Below are 13,619 nucleotides of genomic sequence, written 5' to 3'. Positions count from 1 at the left end.
AAATGTCGAGCAAGAAGCACGCGACGGCTACCGCCGACCACCGCGCGTATCGCAAGACGCGTCGTGGCTACGTGGTGTCGGACAAGATGGACAAGACCATCACCGTCGAGGTCGAGGACCGCGTCAAGCACCCCCTCTACGGCAAGGTCATCCGCCGCAGCAGCAAGATCAAGGCCCACGACGAGGCCAACACCGCCGGCATCGGCGACCTCGTCGTCGTGATGGAGACCCGCCCGCTTTCCGCTTCCAAGCGGTGGCGCCTGGTCGAGATCGTCGAGAAGGCCAAGTAACCAACGTTCGACCAGGCTCGCCCCAGGGCGAGAACCAGACGACAGGAGATAAGACATGATTCAGCAGGAGTCGCGACTGCGCGTCGCCGACAACACGGGTGCGAAGGAAGTCCTCTGCATCCGCGTGCTCGGTGGCTCGCAGCGTCGCTACGCCGGCATCGGTGACGTGATCGTCGCCACCGTCAAGGACGCGATCCCCGGTGGCAACGTCAAGAAGGGCGACGTCGTCAAGGCCGTCGTCGTGCGCACCACCAAGGAGCGCCGCCGTCCCGACGGTTCGTACATCAAGTTCGACGAGAACGCTGCGGTGATCCTCAAGGGCAGCGACAGCACCGATCCGCGCGGTACCCGCATCTTCGGCCCGGTGGGCCGTGAGCTGCGCGACAAGAAGTTCATGAAGATCATCTCGCTCGCACCGGAGGTCATCTGATGGCGAAGATCAAGAAGGGCGACCTCGTGGTCGTCATCGCCGGCCGTGACCGCGGCCAGCAGGGCCGCGTGCTCGAGGTGCTGACCGAGACGGACCGCGTGCTCGTCGAGGGCGTTCAGCGCGTCACCAAGCACATCAAGCCGGGCACGCGCCGCGACAACCAGCAGGGCGGCCTCGTCACCGTCGAGGCTCCCATCCACATCTCGAACGTGATGCTGGTGGACCCGGAGACCAAGAAGGGCACCCGTGTGGGCTACCGCACGGAGCAGGTCGAGCGCGACGGCCGTGAGCGCACGCAGCGCGTGCGCGTCGCCAAGCGCTCGGGGAAGGACGTCTGATGGCCACCGAGACCGTCACGCTGCCGCGCCTCAAGGAGAAGTACCGCGGCGACATCATCGCCGCGCTCCGCGAGGAGTTCGGCTACGCCAACATCAACCAGGTTCCCACCCTGACCAAGATCGTGGTCAACATGGGAGTCGGTGACGCCGCCAAGGACTCGAAGCTCATCGAGGGTGCCATCGCCGACCTCACTGCGATCACCGGTCAGAAGCCGCAGGTCACCAAGGCCCGCAAGTCGATCGCGCAGTTCAAGCTGCGCGAGGGACAGCCGATCGGCGCGCACGTCACGCTGCGCGGCGACCGCATGTGGGAGTTCCTGGACCGTCTGCTCTCGATCGCGCTGCCGCGCATCCGCGACTTCCGCGGACTGTCGCCCAAGCAGTTCGACGGCAACGGCAACTACACCTTCGGTCTCACCGAGCAGTCGATGTTCCACGAGATCGATCAGGACAAGATCGACCGCGTGCGTGGCATGGACATCACCGTGGTGACCACCGCGACCACCGACGCCGAGGGACGCTCGCTGCTCAAGCAGCTCGGGTTCCCGTTCAAGGAGAAGTAAGCATGGCGAAGACCGCGCTGAAGAACAAGGCGGCCGGCAAGCAGAAGTTCGCCGTCCGCGCCTACACCCGGTGCCAGAAGTGCGGCCGTCCGCACTCGGTGTACCGCAAGTTCGGCCTGTGCCGTGTGTGCTTCCGCGAGATGGCGCACGCAGGCGAGCTGCCCGGTATCACCAAGAGCAGCTGGTAACTACTACGTCGCAGGTCCGCTGACGCGGAAACCACGGCGAGGAAGAGTGACTCACTCATGACGATGACAGACCCCATCGCAGACATGCTCACGCGTCTGCGCAACGCCAACTCGGCGTACCACGAGACCGTGTCCATGCCGCACTCGAAGCTCAAGGCGAACATCGCCAAGATCCTCGAGGCGGAGGGATACATCGCCGGCTCGAGCGTCGAGGACGCCGAGGTCGGCAAGACCCTCACGCTGACCCTCAAGTACGGCAGCAGCCGCGAGCGTGCGCTCGCGGGTGTGCGCCGCATCTCGAAGCCCGGTCTGCGCGTGTACGCGAAGTCGACCAACCTGCCCAAGGTCCTCGGTGGCCTTGGCGTGGCCATCCTGTCCACCTCCTCCGGTCTGCTGACTGACCGTGAGGCCGAGAAGAAGGGCGTCGGCGGCGAGGTCGTCGCCTACGTCTGGTAACGGGAAAGGAGAACGTAGAACTATGTCGCGCATCGGCAAGTACCCCGTTCCGGTTCCCGCCGGAGTGGACGTCAACATCGACGGCGCCGTCGTCACGGTCAAGGGCCCCAAGGGCACCCTGGCCCACACGGTCGCCGAGCCCATCACCGTGGAGCAGGGCACGGACGGCATCGAGGTCAAGCGCCCCGATGACGAGCGTCTGTCCAAGTCGCTCCACGGCCTCACCCGCACGCTGATCGCCAACATGGTGACCGGTGTCACCGAGGGCTACGAGAAGAAGCTCGAGATCGTCGGCACGGGTTACCGTGTCGCGCTCAAGGGCTCGGACCTCGAGTTCGCGCTCGGCTTCTCGCACCCGGTCGTCGTGAACCCGCCTGCGGGCATCACGTTCACCGTGGAGAGCCCCACCAAGTTCACGGTGGCCGGCATCAGCAAGCAGCAGGTCGGCGAGGTCGCCGCCAACATCCGCAAGATCCGCAAGCCCGAGCCGTACAAGGGCAAGGGCGTGCGGTACGCGGGCGAGCAGGTCCGTCGCAAGGCCGGAAAGACGGGTAAGTAAGCCATGGGTATCACTGTTCAGGGCAAGGGCAAGGCGATTGCGCGCAAGCGCCGTCACTTCCGCCTGCGCAAGAAGATCTCGGGCACCACGGCGCGTCCGCGCCTCGTGGTGACCCGCTCCGCCCGCCACATGGTGGCGCAGATCGTGGACGACACCGTGGGCAAGACCCTCGTGTCGGCGTCGACCCTCGAGGCCGATGTCCGCGCGCTCGACGGCGACAAGACTGCCAAGGCGACCAAGGTCGGCGAGCTCGTGGCCGAGCGCGCCAAGGCCGAGGGCATCGAGGCTGTCGTGTTCGACCGAGGCGGCAACAAGTACCACGGCCGCGTCGCCGCGGTGGCCGACGGCGCCCGAGAGGGTGGCCTGGCCCTCTAGGCCCGGCGAGGTGAAGGAAAGAGATATGGCTGAGAACAACAACGGCCGTCGCAGCAACCGCCGCGACAGTGAGCCGGACAACAAGTTCCTCGAGCGCGTCGTCACCATCAACCGCGTGTCCAAGGTCGTCAAGGGCGGCCGCCGCTTCAGCTTCACGGCGCTCGTCGTCGTCGGCGACGGCGAGGGCAACGTGGGCGTCGGATACGGAAAGGCGAAGGAGGTGCCGGCCGCGATCTCGAAGGGTGTCGAGGAGGCCAAGCGCAACTTCTTCCGCGTCCCCCGTATCCAGGGCACCATCCCGCACGTCGTGCAGGGTGAGGCCGCCGCTGGTGTCGTGTTCCTGCGTCCCGCCTCCCCGGGTACCGGTGTGATCGCCGGTGGTCCGGTGCGCGCGGTGCTGGAGTGCGCTGGCATCCACGACGTGCTGAGCAAGTCGCTCGGTTCGTCGAACGCGATCAACATCGTGCACGCCACGGTCGACGCCCTCAAGCGCCTCGAGCGCCCCGAGGCCGTCGCGGCGCGTCGCGGCAAGTCCGTCGAGGACGTCGCCCCGGCCGCCATGCTGCGCGCGCAGGCTGCGGGGGTGTCGCACTGATGGCACGCCTGAAGGTCGTTCAGAAGAAGTCGGCGATCGGCACCAAGCCGCAGCACCGCGAGACGCTGCGTTCGCTCGGTCTCAAGCGCATCGGCGACATCGTCGTGAAGGAGGACCGTCCCGAGATTCGCGGGATGGTCAAGGCGGTCGACCACCTGGTCGCCGTGGAGGAGGTTGAGTAATGGCTGACGAGACGAAGGAGCCTGCGAAGAAGGCTCCCGCCAAGAAGGCGTCGTCTTCGGCCGCGAAGACGACGGCTGCGAAGTCGACCGCGTCGAAGACCACCGCCGCGAAGAAGGCTCCGGCCAAGGCCGCTGCGGACAAGCCCGCTGCCAAGAAGGCGCCGGCCAAGGCCGCCGCTGACAAGGCGCCTGCGAAGGCTGCCGCCGACAAGGCCCCGGCCAAGAAGGCGCCTGCGAAGAAGGCTCCGGCCAAGGCCGCCGCCGCGAAGTCGGAGGAGGCCCCCAAGGCCGCCGCGAAGCCGGCTGCGTCCAAGGCCAAGGCCGCCAAGGCCGAGGAGCCCGCGGAGAAGGTGTCGACGCTCAAGATGCATCACCTGCGTCCCGCCGAGGGCGCTCACACCAAGAAGACCCGCGTGGGTCGTGGTGAGGCGTCCAAGGGCAAGACTGCCGGTCGCGGTACCAAGGGCACCGGCGCGCGTTACCAGGTTCCGGAGCGCTTCGAGGGTGGCCAGACGCCGATCCACATGCGCATCCCGAAGCTGCGTGGCTTCAAGAACCCGTTCAAGGTGACCTACCAGGTCGTGAACGTGGCTCAGATCGCGGAGCTGTTCCCGAAGGGCGGCGAGGTCACCAAGGCTGAGCTCGTCGCGAAGGGCGCCGTGCGCAAGAACCAGCCCGTCAAGGTGCTGGGTGACGGCGACATCGCCGTCAAGGTCACGGTCGTCGACGCGGACAAGGTCTCCGAGTCCGCGAAGGCCAAGATCGAGGCCGCCGGCGGCTCTGTCGCCCAGGGTTAGCATGGTGCCGGGCCCGCTCGTGAGCGAGCGGGCCCGCGCCGTGCCCCCGAGAACTTTTCCGCCAGCACCAACGGAGGATCCATGCTGTCCGGTTTCCTGAGCGCCTTCCGCACTCCTGACTTGCGCAGGAAGCTGCTGCTCACGCTCGGCATCATCGCCATCTACCGCTTCGGCGTCGCCATCCCGACGCCGGGGGTCGACTACGGCAACGTCCAGCAGTGCATCGCCATCAGCGGCGGTGCGGATGGCGCGTTCGCGATCCTCAACCTCTTCACCGGCGGCGCGCTCCAGCAGCTGTCGATCTTCGCGCTGGGCATCATGCCGTACATCACCGCGTCGATCATCGTGCAGCTGCTGCGTGTGCTCGTGCCCCGGTTCGAGACGCTGTACCGCGAGGGCCCCGAGGGCCAGGCCAAGCTGACGCAGTACACGCGCTACATCACCGTCGGCTTCGCCGCGCTGCAGTCCGCCTCGTACGTGACGCTCGCGCGCACCGGCGCCTTCTTCCCTGGTTGCGATCTCCCGATCGTGCCCGACGACTCGTGGTACCGGATCGCCATGATGGTGCTGACGATGACAGCGGGTACCGTGCTCATCATGTGGCTCGGCGAGCGCATCACCGAGCGCGGCGTCGGCAACGGCATGTCGCTCCTCATCTTCACGTCGATCGCTGCGGGCTTCCCGGGCGCGGCGCGTGTGGTCGGCGCGGCAGGCGTGGGCACCTCGGTGATCGTGTCGATCGTCGTGCTCGCCGTGATCGCAGGCGTCGTCTACGTCGAGCAGTCGCAGCGTCGCATCCCCGTGCAGTACGCGAAGCGCGTCGTAGGCCGTCGTACGCTCGGCGGCACGTCAACCTACATCCCGCTGAAGATCAACATGGCGGGCATCATCCCCGTGATCTTCGCATCGTCGCTGCTCGCGCTGCCCACCGTGATCTACCAGTTCGCGGGCGACAACCCGGCGGAGTGGATCGTGTGGCTGCAGAACAACCTCGCCGACTACTCGTCGCCGTGGCACATCGGCCTCTACATCCTCCTGATCGTGTTCTTCGCGTACTTCTACACGGCGATCACGTTCAACCCGGAGGAGGTTGCCGACAACATGAAGAAGTACGGCGGCTTCATCCCCGGCATCCGCCCGGGCAAGCCGACCTCAGACTTCCTCGACTACGTGCTGTCGCGCATCACCGCGGCGGGGTCGCTGTACCTCGCGATCGTGGCGCTGCTCCCGACGCTCGCGTTCGTGTTCCTGGGTCTCACCACGAACATCCCGTTCGGCGGAGCGTCCGTGCTGATCCTCGTCGGCGTGGGTCTCGATACGGTGAAGCGCATCCAGTCGCAGCTGGAGCAGCACAACTACGAAGGGTTCCTGAAGTGATGCGCGCAGTTCTCCTCGGACCTCCCGGTGCGGGCAAGGGCACGCAGGCGGTGCGGCTGTCGGAGCGATGGTCGATCCCCGCCATCTCGACCGGCGACATCTTCCGCGCCAACGTCAAGGGAGCGACCGAACTGGGACGTCGCGCGCAGGAGTTCATGAACGCCGGTGCTCTGGTGCCGGACGAGATCACGAACGCCATGGTGCGTGACCGCCTCGCGCAGGACGACACGGGCGAGGGCTTCCTCCTCGACGGGTACCCGCGCAACCCCGACCAGGCGATCGAGCTCGACTCGATGCTCGCGGACATGGGGATCGAGCTGGACGCTGCCATCGAGATCACGGCCGACATGGACGAGGTCACCGCGCGGCTGCTCAAGCGCGCCGAGATCGAGGGCCGCGCCGACGACACCGAGCCGGTGATCCGCAAGCGACTCGAGGTCTATGCGACGTCGACCGCGCCGCTGACGGCCTTCTATGAGGGTCGGGGCGTGCTGGTGCAGGTCGATGGGCTGGGCGCCGTGGACGAGGTCACGGACCGACTGGTCGCGGCCGTCGAGAACCGGTGACGTGACCGACCGCATCGAGTACAAGACCCGCGAGCAGATGCGGGTCATGGCGCGAGCCGGAGTCGTCGTCGAGCGTGCGCTCGCGGCGGCACGCGCGACCGCAGTGCCAGGAGCGACCACGCGCGACGTGGACGCGGCGGCAGCCGCCGTGATCGCCGACGCGGGCGCGACGTCGAACTTCTTCGGATACCACGGCTTCCCTGCGACCACCTGCATCTCGGTGAACGACGAGATCGTGCATGGCATCCCTGGCGACCGCGTCCTCAAGGACGGCGATGTCGTCTCTGTCGACTGCGGCGCGATCGTCGAAGGCTGGCACGGTGACTCCGCGATCTCGTTCGGCATCGGAGAGATCACCGCGCAGGAGTCGGCGCTCGTGGCGGCGACGCGCGCGGCGCTGTGGGCCGGCATCGCCGCCCTCGCCCACGCAAGGCGGCTCGACGAGGTCTCAGCCGCGATCGAGGATGTGGCCGACGCTGCGGGCGTTCACCCGCTCGAGGGCTACGTGGGTCACGGCATCGGCACCGCCATGCATCAGGCACCCGACGTGATGAACTACCGCACCCGTGGCCGTCACCCGCGGGTCAAGCCGGGCATGTGCCTCGCACTCGAGCCGATGTTCGTCCTCGGCACGGGTGACTCGCGCGTGCTGGAGGACGACTGGACCGTCGTGTCGGCGGACGGCTCGCGCGCGGCGCACTGGGAGCACAGCGTCGCGGTCCACGAGGACGGGATCTGGGTGCTCACCGCTTCGGATGGTGGCGCCGCGGACCTCGGCGCTTACGGCGTCGTGCCCGTCGCGCCCTAGCGATAGCACGCCGGACGGGGCGCTTCGGGCCTTCGTCTGAGTGGTGTCCGTCACTTCGAGGCGCCGCGTGGGGGTGTGAATCACCGCAAAGGGGACCTGTTCGGTCCGCACCTCTTTACGCGTGACCCTCCCAGTCGTAGCCTGACGCGTAGGCACCGTCGCTCGGGCCCGTCCAGGGGTCCAGGCGTCACGGTGCCTTTTCCACAGGGAGGGAAGTGGAATGGCACGCGGATTCAACTACGCGCCCGGCGCGAGCGACGATGTCGCTCGAGCGGCGCAGCCGGACCTGTCCGGCGCCGATGTCCTGTTGCTGTCGCGATCGCGCAACAGCGTCGTGCGGTCCACGATCGCGGAGCGGCCCGACCTGCCGCTCAGCATCGTTGTCGCGCTGACCAGTGACTCGGATGTGAACGTGAGGGCGGCGATCGCCGCTAACACTCACGTCGCGGCTGGGGTGCTGGAGGAGCTGGCGGGGGACAGGCAGGTCGCCGTGGTGTCCGCAGTGATCGACAACCCGCACACGCCACTCGGCGCTCTCGAGCACCTCACCGGTCACAAGAAGGCGGAGATCCGGATCCGCGCGAAGGCACGCGTGGAGCAGGACGCCTCGGCCCCGAGCCCTGTCGGCTCCTCGGCGTCGCCGACTCAGGGCGTCGTTCCAGGGCAGACGTTCGCGGCACGCGCGACGGATCTGTTCCAGGGCTGATCGAGCAGGGCGGGCGATTCCACGCCCTCAGCTGCACCGTCGGTCGGGCGCGACCGCGTGGAGTTCTCCACAGGCGCGCCGATGGCGGGACCTTCGCCACGCCCGTGAGGCCGCAATACCGGTAATATCAGGCATGCGGTGTGCCGACCCGGCGCCACGCTCCCTCTAGAAAGAAGACCCATGGCTTTCTCGTTCTCCCGTTCCAAGGCCGAGGACCTCGCGCGCGCGCAGGATCCCGCCACCGTTCCGGCTGACCTCGTATCGCTCGCGCTCCACAAGGACGACGCCGTGCGCGCGGCCGTCGCGGCGCGTCCCGATTGCCCGATGGCCACCATGGCGGTGCTCGCTCAGGACAAGGACGGCGGTGTGCTCGAGGCGCTCGTTACGAACCAGTCCGTGAGCGATCACGTGCTGCAGCTGCTCGCCGACTCGCGCCGCGGCTCGGTCAAGAGCGCGGCGCGTCGCCGCCTCGGCATCTCGGCCTGAGTGGACTGAGTCACACTTCACCGGATCGTCATTGGACGATCACCTGACCGCCAACTCCCCTCGATAGCGTCGACACGCTGATAGCAGCGAGCCGCGTCGTCTGAGGGGAGTCGCGCATGTCAGGGTCCGACGACAGTTCGTGGTCCCGCGCGCTGATGGCCAGTTCCGGCATCGCGCTCGACCATGGCGAGGCGTCGCAGCAGCGCAGCGCCGAGTGGCATGAGGCGGGCTCGGCGGCGCTGACGCGAGAGCGGCTGATGCAGCTCGCCTCCCATCGCGAAGCCGAGGTGCGCGAGGTGATCGCGCTGCGGGGCGACTGCCCGATGGGGGTGCTCGCCACGCTGGCCTACGATCGCAGGCCACAGGTGCGACGCGCCGTCGCGGCGAGCGCGAGGGTGGCGACCGCGATCGCCGCTCACCTGTCCACCGATCGGGACCCGTCGGTGCTGCGCGCGCTCGCGCGGAACCCGGTCGTCGCGGACGAAGTGCTTCAGGGGCTCGCGCGGCACCGCCGGGAAGAGGTCAGTGCCACGGCCGACCGCATGCTCGCCGCTCGCGCCGAGGAGCGCGCGAACCGAGCCTCGGGTCGAGACCTGCGCGCGGGCGCGACGGGGCCTTCTCTGCCGTCCGAGCTGCGAGACCGGTACGAGAGCACACCCACGGTGGGGGGCCGCGAGGAGTTGCGCAGCGCGCCCCGTGTGCTGGCGCCGCGCCCGTCGGTCGTCACCAGGGGAGCCCAGCCACGGCGTGATCCGCGCGACGGAGACCCGCGCGAGCGCTTCCTTCCCGTGCAGGCGTGAAGCACCTCGCGTCTGCCGAATTGGTCACAGCGGGTCGCCAGGCGGCCGGGGCGGTACGTACGATATGTCGGTCGGCACGCTCAGGCACGCGCGGAAGGGACGGCCCTCATGACGCAGCGAACCCCGTTCACGGGCTTCTCGCGTCCGCGCGCGACCCAGGGCCCCGATAGCGCCGGTCTCGACCTGGCTGCGGTGCGCGCCGCTCGCGTGGCCCACACTGCTGGCGCCGTACGTGCTGATGGCGCTGCCCCCCAGTCCGGTGCGACGCCGACGGCGTCGACAGCCACCCTCACTCTTCCGTCGGTCTCGCTCGAGATTCCGACGGTGTCGGAGCCCGCGGCGCCTGCGACTGCGGAGACACCTCTCACGCCGACTGCTGACGGGCCCGCGCCGCGCTCCGGTGAGGTCGGTGCGAACTCGGCCCCGGCGTCGGGCGGATCCCCTGTGGTCGCACCTGCCCCTGGATCCGGCCAGACGCCGAGCGCGGGACCGACGTCGGCGGCGATCCCGATCGTGGCGGAAGCGCCGCTCACAGGTGAACAGCCTCAGCGCGAAGCGGCCCCGGTCACGGGTGACGTTCCCAGCCCGCGCGACGATGCCTCGACCGAGGTTCCCGTCACCACGCCCTCCGGCGCGAACTCGGTGGTCGAGGGTCAGATCGTCAAGCCCGCGCCGACGCTCGCGACGCGTCCGACGAGCACGCAGATCCCTGCGGGTGCCGCCCCGAGCGACGACGATCGAGACGACCTCGAGCGTGCCGTCGACCTGCGTGTCAGCGGTCCGGCGCTCATGACGCTCGCCACGCACCCCCGCGCCGTCGTGCGTGCCGCGGTGGCCGGACGCGCGGATTGCCCGACGACGGCGCTGGTCTCGCTCAGCCACGACCAGGCACCGGAGGTGCTGATCGCGTTGCTCTCGAACCCCAGGACGCCGGCCTCGACCGTCCGCAACCTCGCGGATCACCGCAACATGAAGGTCGCCGACCTCGCTGTGCAGCGGTTGCGCAATCAGTACCGCTGAGGCCTATCTCATGGCGCCGCGCGCGTGCGGTTGAGACACGCCGTGCCATCCCCTATACTTGTGCGTCGGGCCATTTTCGTGCGCCCGAAAAATCCTGTCCACCAACGTTAGCGGAGTTCATGGCTAAGAAAGACGGCGTCATCGAGGTCGAAGGCACCGTGGTCGAGGCACTGCCCAACGCGTCATTCCGCGTTGAGCTCACCAACGGCCACCTTGTTCTCGCCCACATCTCAGGCAAGATGCGCCAGCACTACATCAGGATCCTCCCGGAGGACCGTGTGGTGGTGGAGCTGAGCCCGTACGACCTGTCCCGCGGCCGCATCGTCTACCGCTACAAGTGAACGTCGCCAACCGTCTCCGTCTGAGACGGGGAAGCGAAGGAAAGAACCATGAAGGTTAAGCCCAGCGTCAAGCCGATCTGCGACAAGTGCAAGGTGATTCGACGGGGTGGCCGCGTGATGGTCATCTGCGAGAACCTGCGCCACAAGCAGCGTCAGGGCTAGACAACACAAGAAGACCGCGTTCAGGCACCGGGAGACCGGAACCCTCGGCTCGGAGGCCGAGGCCCGCACAAGACCACAGCGGGAAGTCTGAGCGTCAGACCTCCGACTACTGATGGAGTAGCAGCTACATGGCACGCATTGTCGGAGTCGACCTCCCGCGCGAGAAGCGCATGGAGATCGCACTCACCTACATCTATGGAATCGGGCGCACGCGCGCCCTCGAGATCCTCGCCGCCACCGGTGTGAGCGGCGACGTTCGCGTCAAGGACGCCGATGAGGCCACCCTCGTCGCGATCCGCGAGTACATCGAGGCCAACTTCACCGTCGAGGGCGACCTTCGCCGCGAGGTGCAGGCCGACATCCGCCGCAAGGTGGAGATCGGTAACTACCAGGGTCTGCGTCACCGTCGCGGCATGCCTGTCCGCGGACAGCGCACCAAGACCAACGCGCGTACCCGCAAGGGCCGCAAGAAGACCGTCGCCGGAAAGAAGAAGTAAGCCATGGCAGCTCCCACGCGTAAGCCGCGCAAGAAGATCAAGAAGACCGTCGCGCACGGTCAGGCCCACATCAAGTCGACCTTCAACAACACGATCATCTCGATCACGGACCCCTCGGGCGCCGTCGTGTCGTGGTCGTCGTCGGGCCAGGTGGGCTTCAAGGGTTCGCGCAAGTCGACCCCGTACGCCGCGCAGATGGCCGCCGAGGCCGCCGCGCGCCGCGCGCAGGACGCCGGCATGAGCAAGGTGGACGTGTTCGTCAAGGGCCCGGGTTCGGGTCGCGACACCGCCGTTCGCTCGCTCACGGCCGCCGGCCTCGAGGTGACCTCCATCAAGGACGTCACCCCGCAGGCGCACAACGGCTGCCGCCCGCCGAAGCGCCGCCGCGGCTGATCGCGCGTCGCGGCCGGGGCTCCGTGCCCCGGCCCGCGACCGCGTCGGAACACACTTTCACACGCTGACCCTGGCGCCTCAGACGGGCCCCAGGTTTGCGAGCATCAAATAGCGGGTGCTCGGAAAGGAAACCACCGTGCTCATCGCACAGCGTCCCACCCTCACCGAGAAGGTCATCTCGGAGAACCGTTCGCAGTTCTCGCTCAAGCCGCTGGAGCCTGGCTTCGGCTACACGCTGGGCAACTCGCTGCGCCGCACGCTGCTCTCGTCCATCCCGGGCGCGGCCATCACGTCGGTGCGCTTCGAGGGCGTGCTCCACGAGTTCACGACCATCGAGGGGGTGAAGGAGGACGTCACCGAGATCCTCCTCAACCTCAAGAACCTGGTCGTCTCCTCGGAGCACGACGAGCCCGTCGTGATGTACCTGCGCAAGTCGGGCGCGGGCGCCGTGACCGGCGCCGACATCGCGCCGCCGGCCGGCGTCGAGATCCACAACCCGGACCTCCACATCGCGACCCTCAACTCGAAGGCGAAGTTCGAGGTCGAGCTGACCGTCGAGCGCGGCCGTGGCTACGTGCCCGCCGCCCTCAACAAGGTCTACGACGCGGAGATCGGCCAGATCCCCGTGGACTCGATTTACTCGCCGGTGCTCAAGGTCACCTACAAGGTGGAGGCCACCCGTGTGGCCCAGCGCACCGACTTCGACGAGCTCATCATCGACGTCGAGACCAAGTCGTCCATCTCCCCGCGCGACGCGCTCGCCTCGGCCGGCTCGACCCTGGTCGAGCTGTTCTCGCTGGCGAAGGCGCTGAACGAGGACGCCGAGGGCATCGAGATCGGCCCGTCGGACTCCGACGAGTCGCTCGAGGAGGACTACAACCAGCCCATCGAGGAGCTGAACCTCACTCAGCGCTCCTACAACTGCCTCAAGCGCGAGGGCATCCACACCGTGGGTGAGCTGACCGCGCGCAGCGAGACGGACCTGATGGACATCCGCAACTTTGGCCAGAAGTCGATCACCGAGGTCAAGGAGAAGCTCGCCGAGCTGGGCTTCTCCCTGAAGGACTCGGGCATCGAGTACGACGGTGGCGCTGCCGCCGGCGTGTACTTCTCGGGCAGCGAAGACTAAGAGGAGAACACACTCATGCCTACCCCCACCAAGGGAGCCCGTCTCGGCGGCGGCCCTGCCCACGAGCGTCAGATGCTGGCGAACCTCGCGCAGAGCCTGTTCGAGCACGGCCGCATCACCACTACCGTCACGAAGGCCAAGCGCCTGCGTCCCTACGCCGAGCGTCTCATCACGTTCGCGAAGCGTGGCGACCTCGCGTCGCGCCGTCGCGTGCTCGGCATCATCTCGGACAAGGGCGTCGTGCACACCCTGTTCACCGAGATCGGCCCGGGCTTCGCGGAGCGCGAGGGCGGCTACACCCGCATCACCAAGGTCGGCACCCGCAAGGGCGACAACGCTCCGATGGCCGTGATCGAGCTCGTCGAGTTCGGCACGCCGGCCAAGAAGGCCGTCTCCAAGGAGGCCGAGAAGGCCACCAAGAAGGCTGCTCCGAAGGCGGAGAAGGTCGAGGAGGCTCCCGCCGAGGAGACCGTCGAGACCGAGGCCGCTGAGGCGACCGAGGCCGACGCTCCCGCCGAGGGCGACGACAAGTAAGTCAGCGGCGAGCCACGGCTCGCACGA

Annotated in this window: 24 protein-coding genes; all 24 read left to right on the top strand. The window is 67.8% G+C overall.

Annotation, left to right across the window (positions count from 1 at the left end):
* Positions 1 to 2 precede the first annotated feature (2 nt).
* A complete protein-coding gene (rpsQ, locus tag B7K21_RS05300) occupies positions 3 to 290 on the top strand; it encodes a 30S ribosomal protein S17 (RefSeq protein WP_084074152.1) in 288 nt (95 codons plus the stop codon).
* A gap of 55 nt (positions 291 to 345) precedes the next feature.
* Complete coding sequence (gene rplN, locus B7K21_RS05295; RefSeq protein ID WP_084074151.1) at positions 346 to 720, top strand: 50S ribosomal protein L14; 375 nt, start codon at positions 346 to 348, stop codon at positions 718 to 720.
* A complete protein-coding gene (rplX, locus tag B7K21_RS05290) occupies positions 720 to 1,058 on the top strand; it encodes a 50S ribosomal protein L24 (RefSeq protein ID WP_084074150.1) in 339 nt (112 codons plus the stop codon). Before rplN ends, rplX begins: the two co-directional genes overlap by 1 nt.
* Complete coding sequence (gene rplE / locus B7K21_RS05285; protein WP_084074149.1) at positions 1,058 to 1,621, top strand: 50S ribosomal protein L5; 564 nt, start codon at positions 1,058 to 1,060, stop codon at positions 1,619 to 1,621. The genes rplX and rplE overlap by 1 nt, the downstream gene beginning before the upstream one ends.
* A gap of 2 nt (positions 1,622 to 1,623) precedes the next feature.
* Positions 1,624 to 1,809 (top strand): type Z 30S ribosomal protein S14, encoded by a 186-nt coding sequence (locus B7K21_RS05280; protein ID WP_062069937.1) that lies wholly within the window; start codon positions 1,624 to 1,626, stop codon positions 1,807 to 1,809.
* Positions 1,810 to 1,866: 57 nt separating this feature from the next.
* Complete coding sequence (gene rpsH / locus B7K21_RS05275; protein ID WP_084074148.1) at positions 1,867 to 2,265, top strand: 30S ribosomal protein S8; 399 nt, start codon at positions 1,867 to 1,869, stop codon at positions 2,263 to 2,265.
* Positions 2,266 to 2,287: 22 nt separating this feature from the next.
* Complete coding sequence (rplF, locus tag B7K21_RS05270) at positions 2,288 to 2,824, top strand: 50S ribosomal protein L6 (RefSeq protein WP_084074147.1); 537 nt, start codon at positions 2,288 to 2,290, stop codon at positions 2,822 to 2,824.
* A 3-nt stretch (positions 2,825 to 2,827) separates the two neighbouring features.
* Positions 2,828 to 3,199, top strand: a complete 372-nt coding sequence (gene rplR / locus B7K21_RS05265; RefSeq protein ID WP_084074146.1) for a 50S ribosomal protein L18 — start codon at positions 2,828 to 2,830, stop codon at positions 3,197 to 3,199.
* Between the two features lie 25 nt (positions 3,200 to 3,224).
* Entirely contained in the window at positions 3,225 to 3,794 is a 570-nt protein-coding gene (gene rpsE, locus B7K21_RS05260; RefSeq protein WP_084074145.1) for a 30S ribosomal protein S5, read from the top strand.
* Positions 3,794 to 3,976, top strand: coding sequence for a 50S ribosomal protein L30 (gene rpmD, locus B7K21_RS05255; protein WP_084074144.1), 183 nt, complete (start codon positions 3,794 to 3,796; stop codon positions 3,974 to 3,976). The genes rpsE and rpmD overlap by 1 nt, the downstream gene beginning before the upstream one ends.
* Complete coding sequence (rplO, locus tag B7K21_RS05250) at positions 3,976 to 4,773, top strand: 50S ribosomal protein L15 (protein ID WP_084074143.1); 798 nt, start codon at positions 3,976 to 3,978, stop codon at positions 4,771 to 4,773. Before rpmD ends, rplO begins: the two co-directional genes overlap by 1 nt.
* 81 nt (positions 4,774 to 4,854) lie before the next feature.
* Positions 4,855 to 6,150, top strand: coding sequence for a preprotein translocase subunit SecY (gene secY / locus B7K21_RS05245; protein ID WP_084074142.1), 1,296 nt, complete (start codon positions 4,855 to 4,857; stop codon positions 6,148 to 6,150).
* A complete protein-coding gene (locus tag B7K21_RS05240) occupies positions 6,150 to 6,716 on the top strand; it encodes an adenylate kinase (RefSeq protein ID WP_084074818.1) in 567 nt (188 codons plus the stop codon). The genes secY and B7K21_RS05240 overlap by 1 nt, the downstream gene beginning before the upstream one ends.
* A 1-nt stretch (position 6,717) precedes the next feature.
* Positions 6,718 to 7,524, top strand: a complete 807-nt coding sequence (gene map / locus B7K21_RS05235) for a type I methionyl aminopeptidase (protein ID WP_255373727.1) — start codon at positions 6,718 to 6,720, stop codon at positions 7,522 to 7,524.
* A 220-nt stretch (positions 7,525 to 7,744) separates the two neighbouring features.
* Entirely contained in the window at positions 7,745 to 8,230 is a 486-nt protein-coding gene (locus tag B7K21_RS05230) for a hypothetical protein (protein ID WP_084074140.1), read from the top strand.
* 180 nt (positions 8,231 to 8,410) lie between these two features.
* Positions 8,411 to 8,716 (top strand): hypothetical protein, encoded by a 306-nt coding sequence (locus tag B7K21_RS05225; protein WP_084074139.1) that lies wholly within the window; start codon positions 8,411 to 8,413, stop codon positions 8,714 to 8,716.
* Positions 8,717 to 8,832: 116 nt separating this feature from the next.
* The gene (locus tag B7K21_RS05220; protein WP_084074138.1) at positions 8,833 to 9,516 is read left to right on the top strand and encodes a hypothetical protein; all 684 of its coding nucleotides are present in this window, start codon (positions 8,833 to 8,835) and stop codon (positions 9,514 to 9,516) included.
* A 108-nt stretch (positions 9,517 to 9,624) separates the two neighbouring features.
* Entirely contained in the window at positions 9,625 to 10,536 is a 912-nt protein-coding gene (locus B7K21_RS05215; protein ID WP_084074137.1) for a hypothetical protein, read from the top strand.
* Between the two features lie 119 nt (positions 10,537 to 10,655).
* A complete protein-coding gene (infA, locus tag B7K21_RS05210; RefSeq protein ID WP_061960952.1) occupies positions 10,656 to 10,877 on the top strand; it encodes a translation initiation factor IF-1 in 222 nt (73 codons plus the stop codon).
* 48 nt (positions 10,878 to 10,925) lie between these two features.
* Complete coding sequence (gene rpmJ, locus B7K21_RS05205; protein WP_062200775.1) at positions 10,926 to 11,039, top strand: 50S ribosomal protein L36; 114 nt, start codon at positions 10,926 to 10,928, stop codon at positions 11,037 to 11,039.
* Positions 11,040 to 11,167: 128 nt separating this feature from the next.
* Positions 11,168 to 11,536: a 30S ribosomal protein S13 gene (gene rpsM / locus B7K21_RS05200; RefSeq protein WP_062200776.1), complete on the top strand. Its 369-nt coding sequence runs from the start codon at positions 11,168 to 11,170 to the stop codon at positions 11,534 to 11,536.
* A 3-nt stretch (positions 11,537 to 11,539) separates the two neighbouring features.
* Positions 11,540 to 11,929, top strand: coding sequence for a 30S ribosomal protein S11 (gene rpsK / locus B7K21_RS05195; protein ID WP_084074136.1), 390 nt, complete (start codon positions 11,540 to 11,542; stop codon positions 11,927 to 11,929).
* A 136-nt stretch (positions 11,930 to 12,065) separates the two neighbouring features.
* The gene (locus B7K21_RS05190) at positions 12,066 to 13,058 is read left to right on the top strand and encodes a DNA-directed RNA polymerase subunit alpha (protein ID WP_084074135.1); all 993 of its coding nucleotides are present in this window, start codon (positions 12,066 to 12,068) and stop codon (positions 13,056 to 13,058) included.
* A gap of 15 nt (positions 13,059 to 13,073) precedes the next feature.
* Positions 13,074 to 13,592, top strand: coding sequence for a 50S ribosomal protein L17 (gene rplQ, locus B7K21_RS05185; protein ID WP_084074134.1), 519 nt, complete (start codon positions 13,074 to 13,076; stop codon positions 13,590 to 13,592).
* Positions 13,593 to 13,619 lie beyond the last annotated feature (27 nt).

The sequence above is a fragment of the Demequina sp. NBRC 110052 genome (assembly GCF_002090075.1).
Lineage (GTDB): Bacteria > Actinomycetota > Actinomycetes > Actinomycetales > Demequinaceae > Demequina.
The sequence above is the reverse complement of the archived record's forward strand: the minus strand, read 5'-3'. Positions and strand labels throughout refer to the sequence as shown.

Excerpts from the sequence above, each read along its gene's own strand:
- rpmJ (WP_062200775.1), top strand. The coding sequence starts at position 10,926 with ATGAAGGTTAAGCCCAGCGTCAAGCCGATCTGCGACAAGTGCAAGGTG.
- rpmD (WP_084074144.1), top strand. The coding sequence starts at position 3,794 with ATGGCACGCCTGAAGGTCGTTCAGAAGAAGTCGGCGATCGGCACCAAG.
- rplF (WP_084074147.1), top strand. The coding sequence starts at position 2,288 with ATGTCGCGCATCGGCAAGTACCCCGTTCCGGTTCCCGCCGGAGTGGAC.
- rplO (WP_084074143.1), top strand. The coding sequence starts at position 3,976 with ATGGCTGACGAGACGAAGGAGCCTGCGAAGAAGGCTCCCGCCAAGAAG.
- rplQ (WP_084074134.1), top strand. The coding sequence starts at position 13,074 with ATGCCTACCCCCACCAAGGGAGCCCGTCTCGGCGGCGGCCCTGCCCAC.
- rplX (WP_084074150.1), top strand. The coding sequence starts at position 720 with ATGGCGAAGATCAAGAAGGGCGACCTCGTGGTCGTCATCGCCGGCCGT.
- rplE (WP_084074149.1), top strand. The coding sequence starts at position 1,058 with ATGGCCACCGAGACCGTCACGCTGCCGCGCCTCAAGGAGAAGTACCGC.
- B7K21_RS05215 (WP_084074137.1), top strand. The coding sequence starts at position 9,625 with ATGACGCAGCGAACCCCGTTCACGGGCTTCTCGCGTCCGCGCGCGACC.
- rpsM (WP_062200776.1), top strand. The coding sequence starts at position 11,168 with ATGGCACGCATTGTCGGAGTCGACCTCCCGCGCGAGAAGCGCATGGAG.
- rpsQ (WP_084074152.1), top strand. The coding sequence starts at position 3 with ATGTCGAGCAAGAAGCACGCGACGGCTACCGCCGACCACCGCGCGTAT.
- secY (WP_084074142.1), top strand. The coding sequence starts at position 4,855 with ATGCTGTCCGGTTTCCTGAGCGCCTTCCGCACTCCTGACTTGCGCAGG.
- rpsH (WP_084074148.1), top strand. The coding sequence starts at position 1,867 with ATGACGATGACAGACCCCATCGCAGACATGCTCACGCGTCTGCGCAAC.
- B7K21_RS05280 (WP_062069937.1), top strand. The coding sequence starts at position 1,624 with ATGGCGAAGACCGCGCTGAAGAACAAGGCGGCCGGCAAGCAGAAGTTC.
- rplR (WP_084074146.1), top strand. The coding sequence starts at position 2,828 with ATGGGTATCACTGTTCAGGGCAAGGGCAAGGCGATTGCGCGCAAGCGC.
- rpsE (WP_084074145.1), top strand. The coding sequence starts at position 3,225 with ATGGCTGAGAACAACAACGGCCGTCGCAGCAACCGCCGCGACAGTGAG.
- B7K21_RS05240 (WP_084074818.1), top strand. The coding sequence starts at position 6,150 with ATGCGCGCAGTTCTCCTCGGACCTCCCGGTGCGGGCAAGGGCACGCAG.
- B7K21_RS05230 (WP_084074140.1), top strand. The coding sequence starts at position 7,745 with ATGGCACGCGGATTCAACTACGCGCCCGGCGCGAGCGACGATGTCGCT.
- infA (WP_061960952.1), top strand. The coding sequence starts at position 10,656 with ATGGCTAAGAAAGACGGCGTCATCGAGGTCGAAGGCACCGTGGTCGAG.
- rplN (WP_084074151.1), top strand. The coding sequence starts at position 346 with ATGATTCAGCAGGAGTCGCGACTGCGCGTCGCCGACAACACGGGTGCG.
- B7K21_RS05220 (WP_084074138.1), top strand. The coding sequence starts at position 8,833 with ATGTCAGGGTCCGACGACAGTTCGTGGTCCCGCGCGCTGATGGCCAGT.
- B7K21_RS05225 (WP_084074139.1), top strand. The coding sequence starts at position 8,411 with ATGGCTTTCTCGTTCTCCCGTTCCAAGGCCGAGGACCTCGCGCGCGCG.
- rpsK (WP_084074136.1), top strand. The coding sequence starts at position 11,540 with ATGGCAGCTCCCACGCGTAAGCCGCGCAAGAAGATCAAGAAGACCGTC.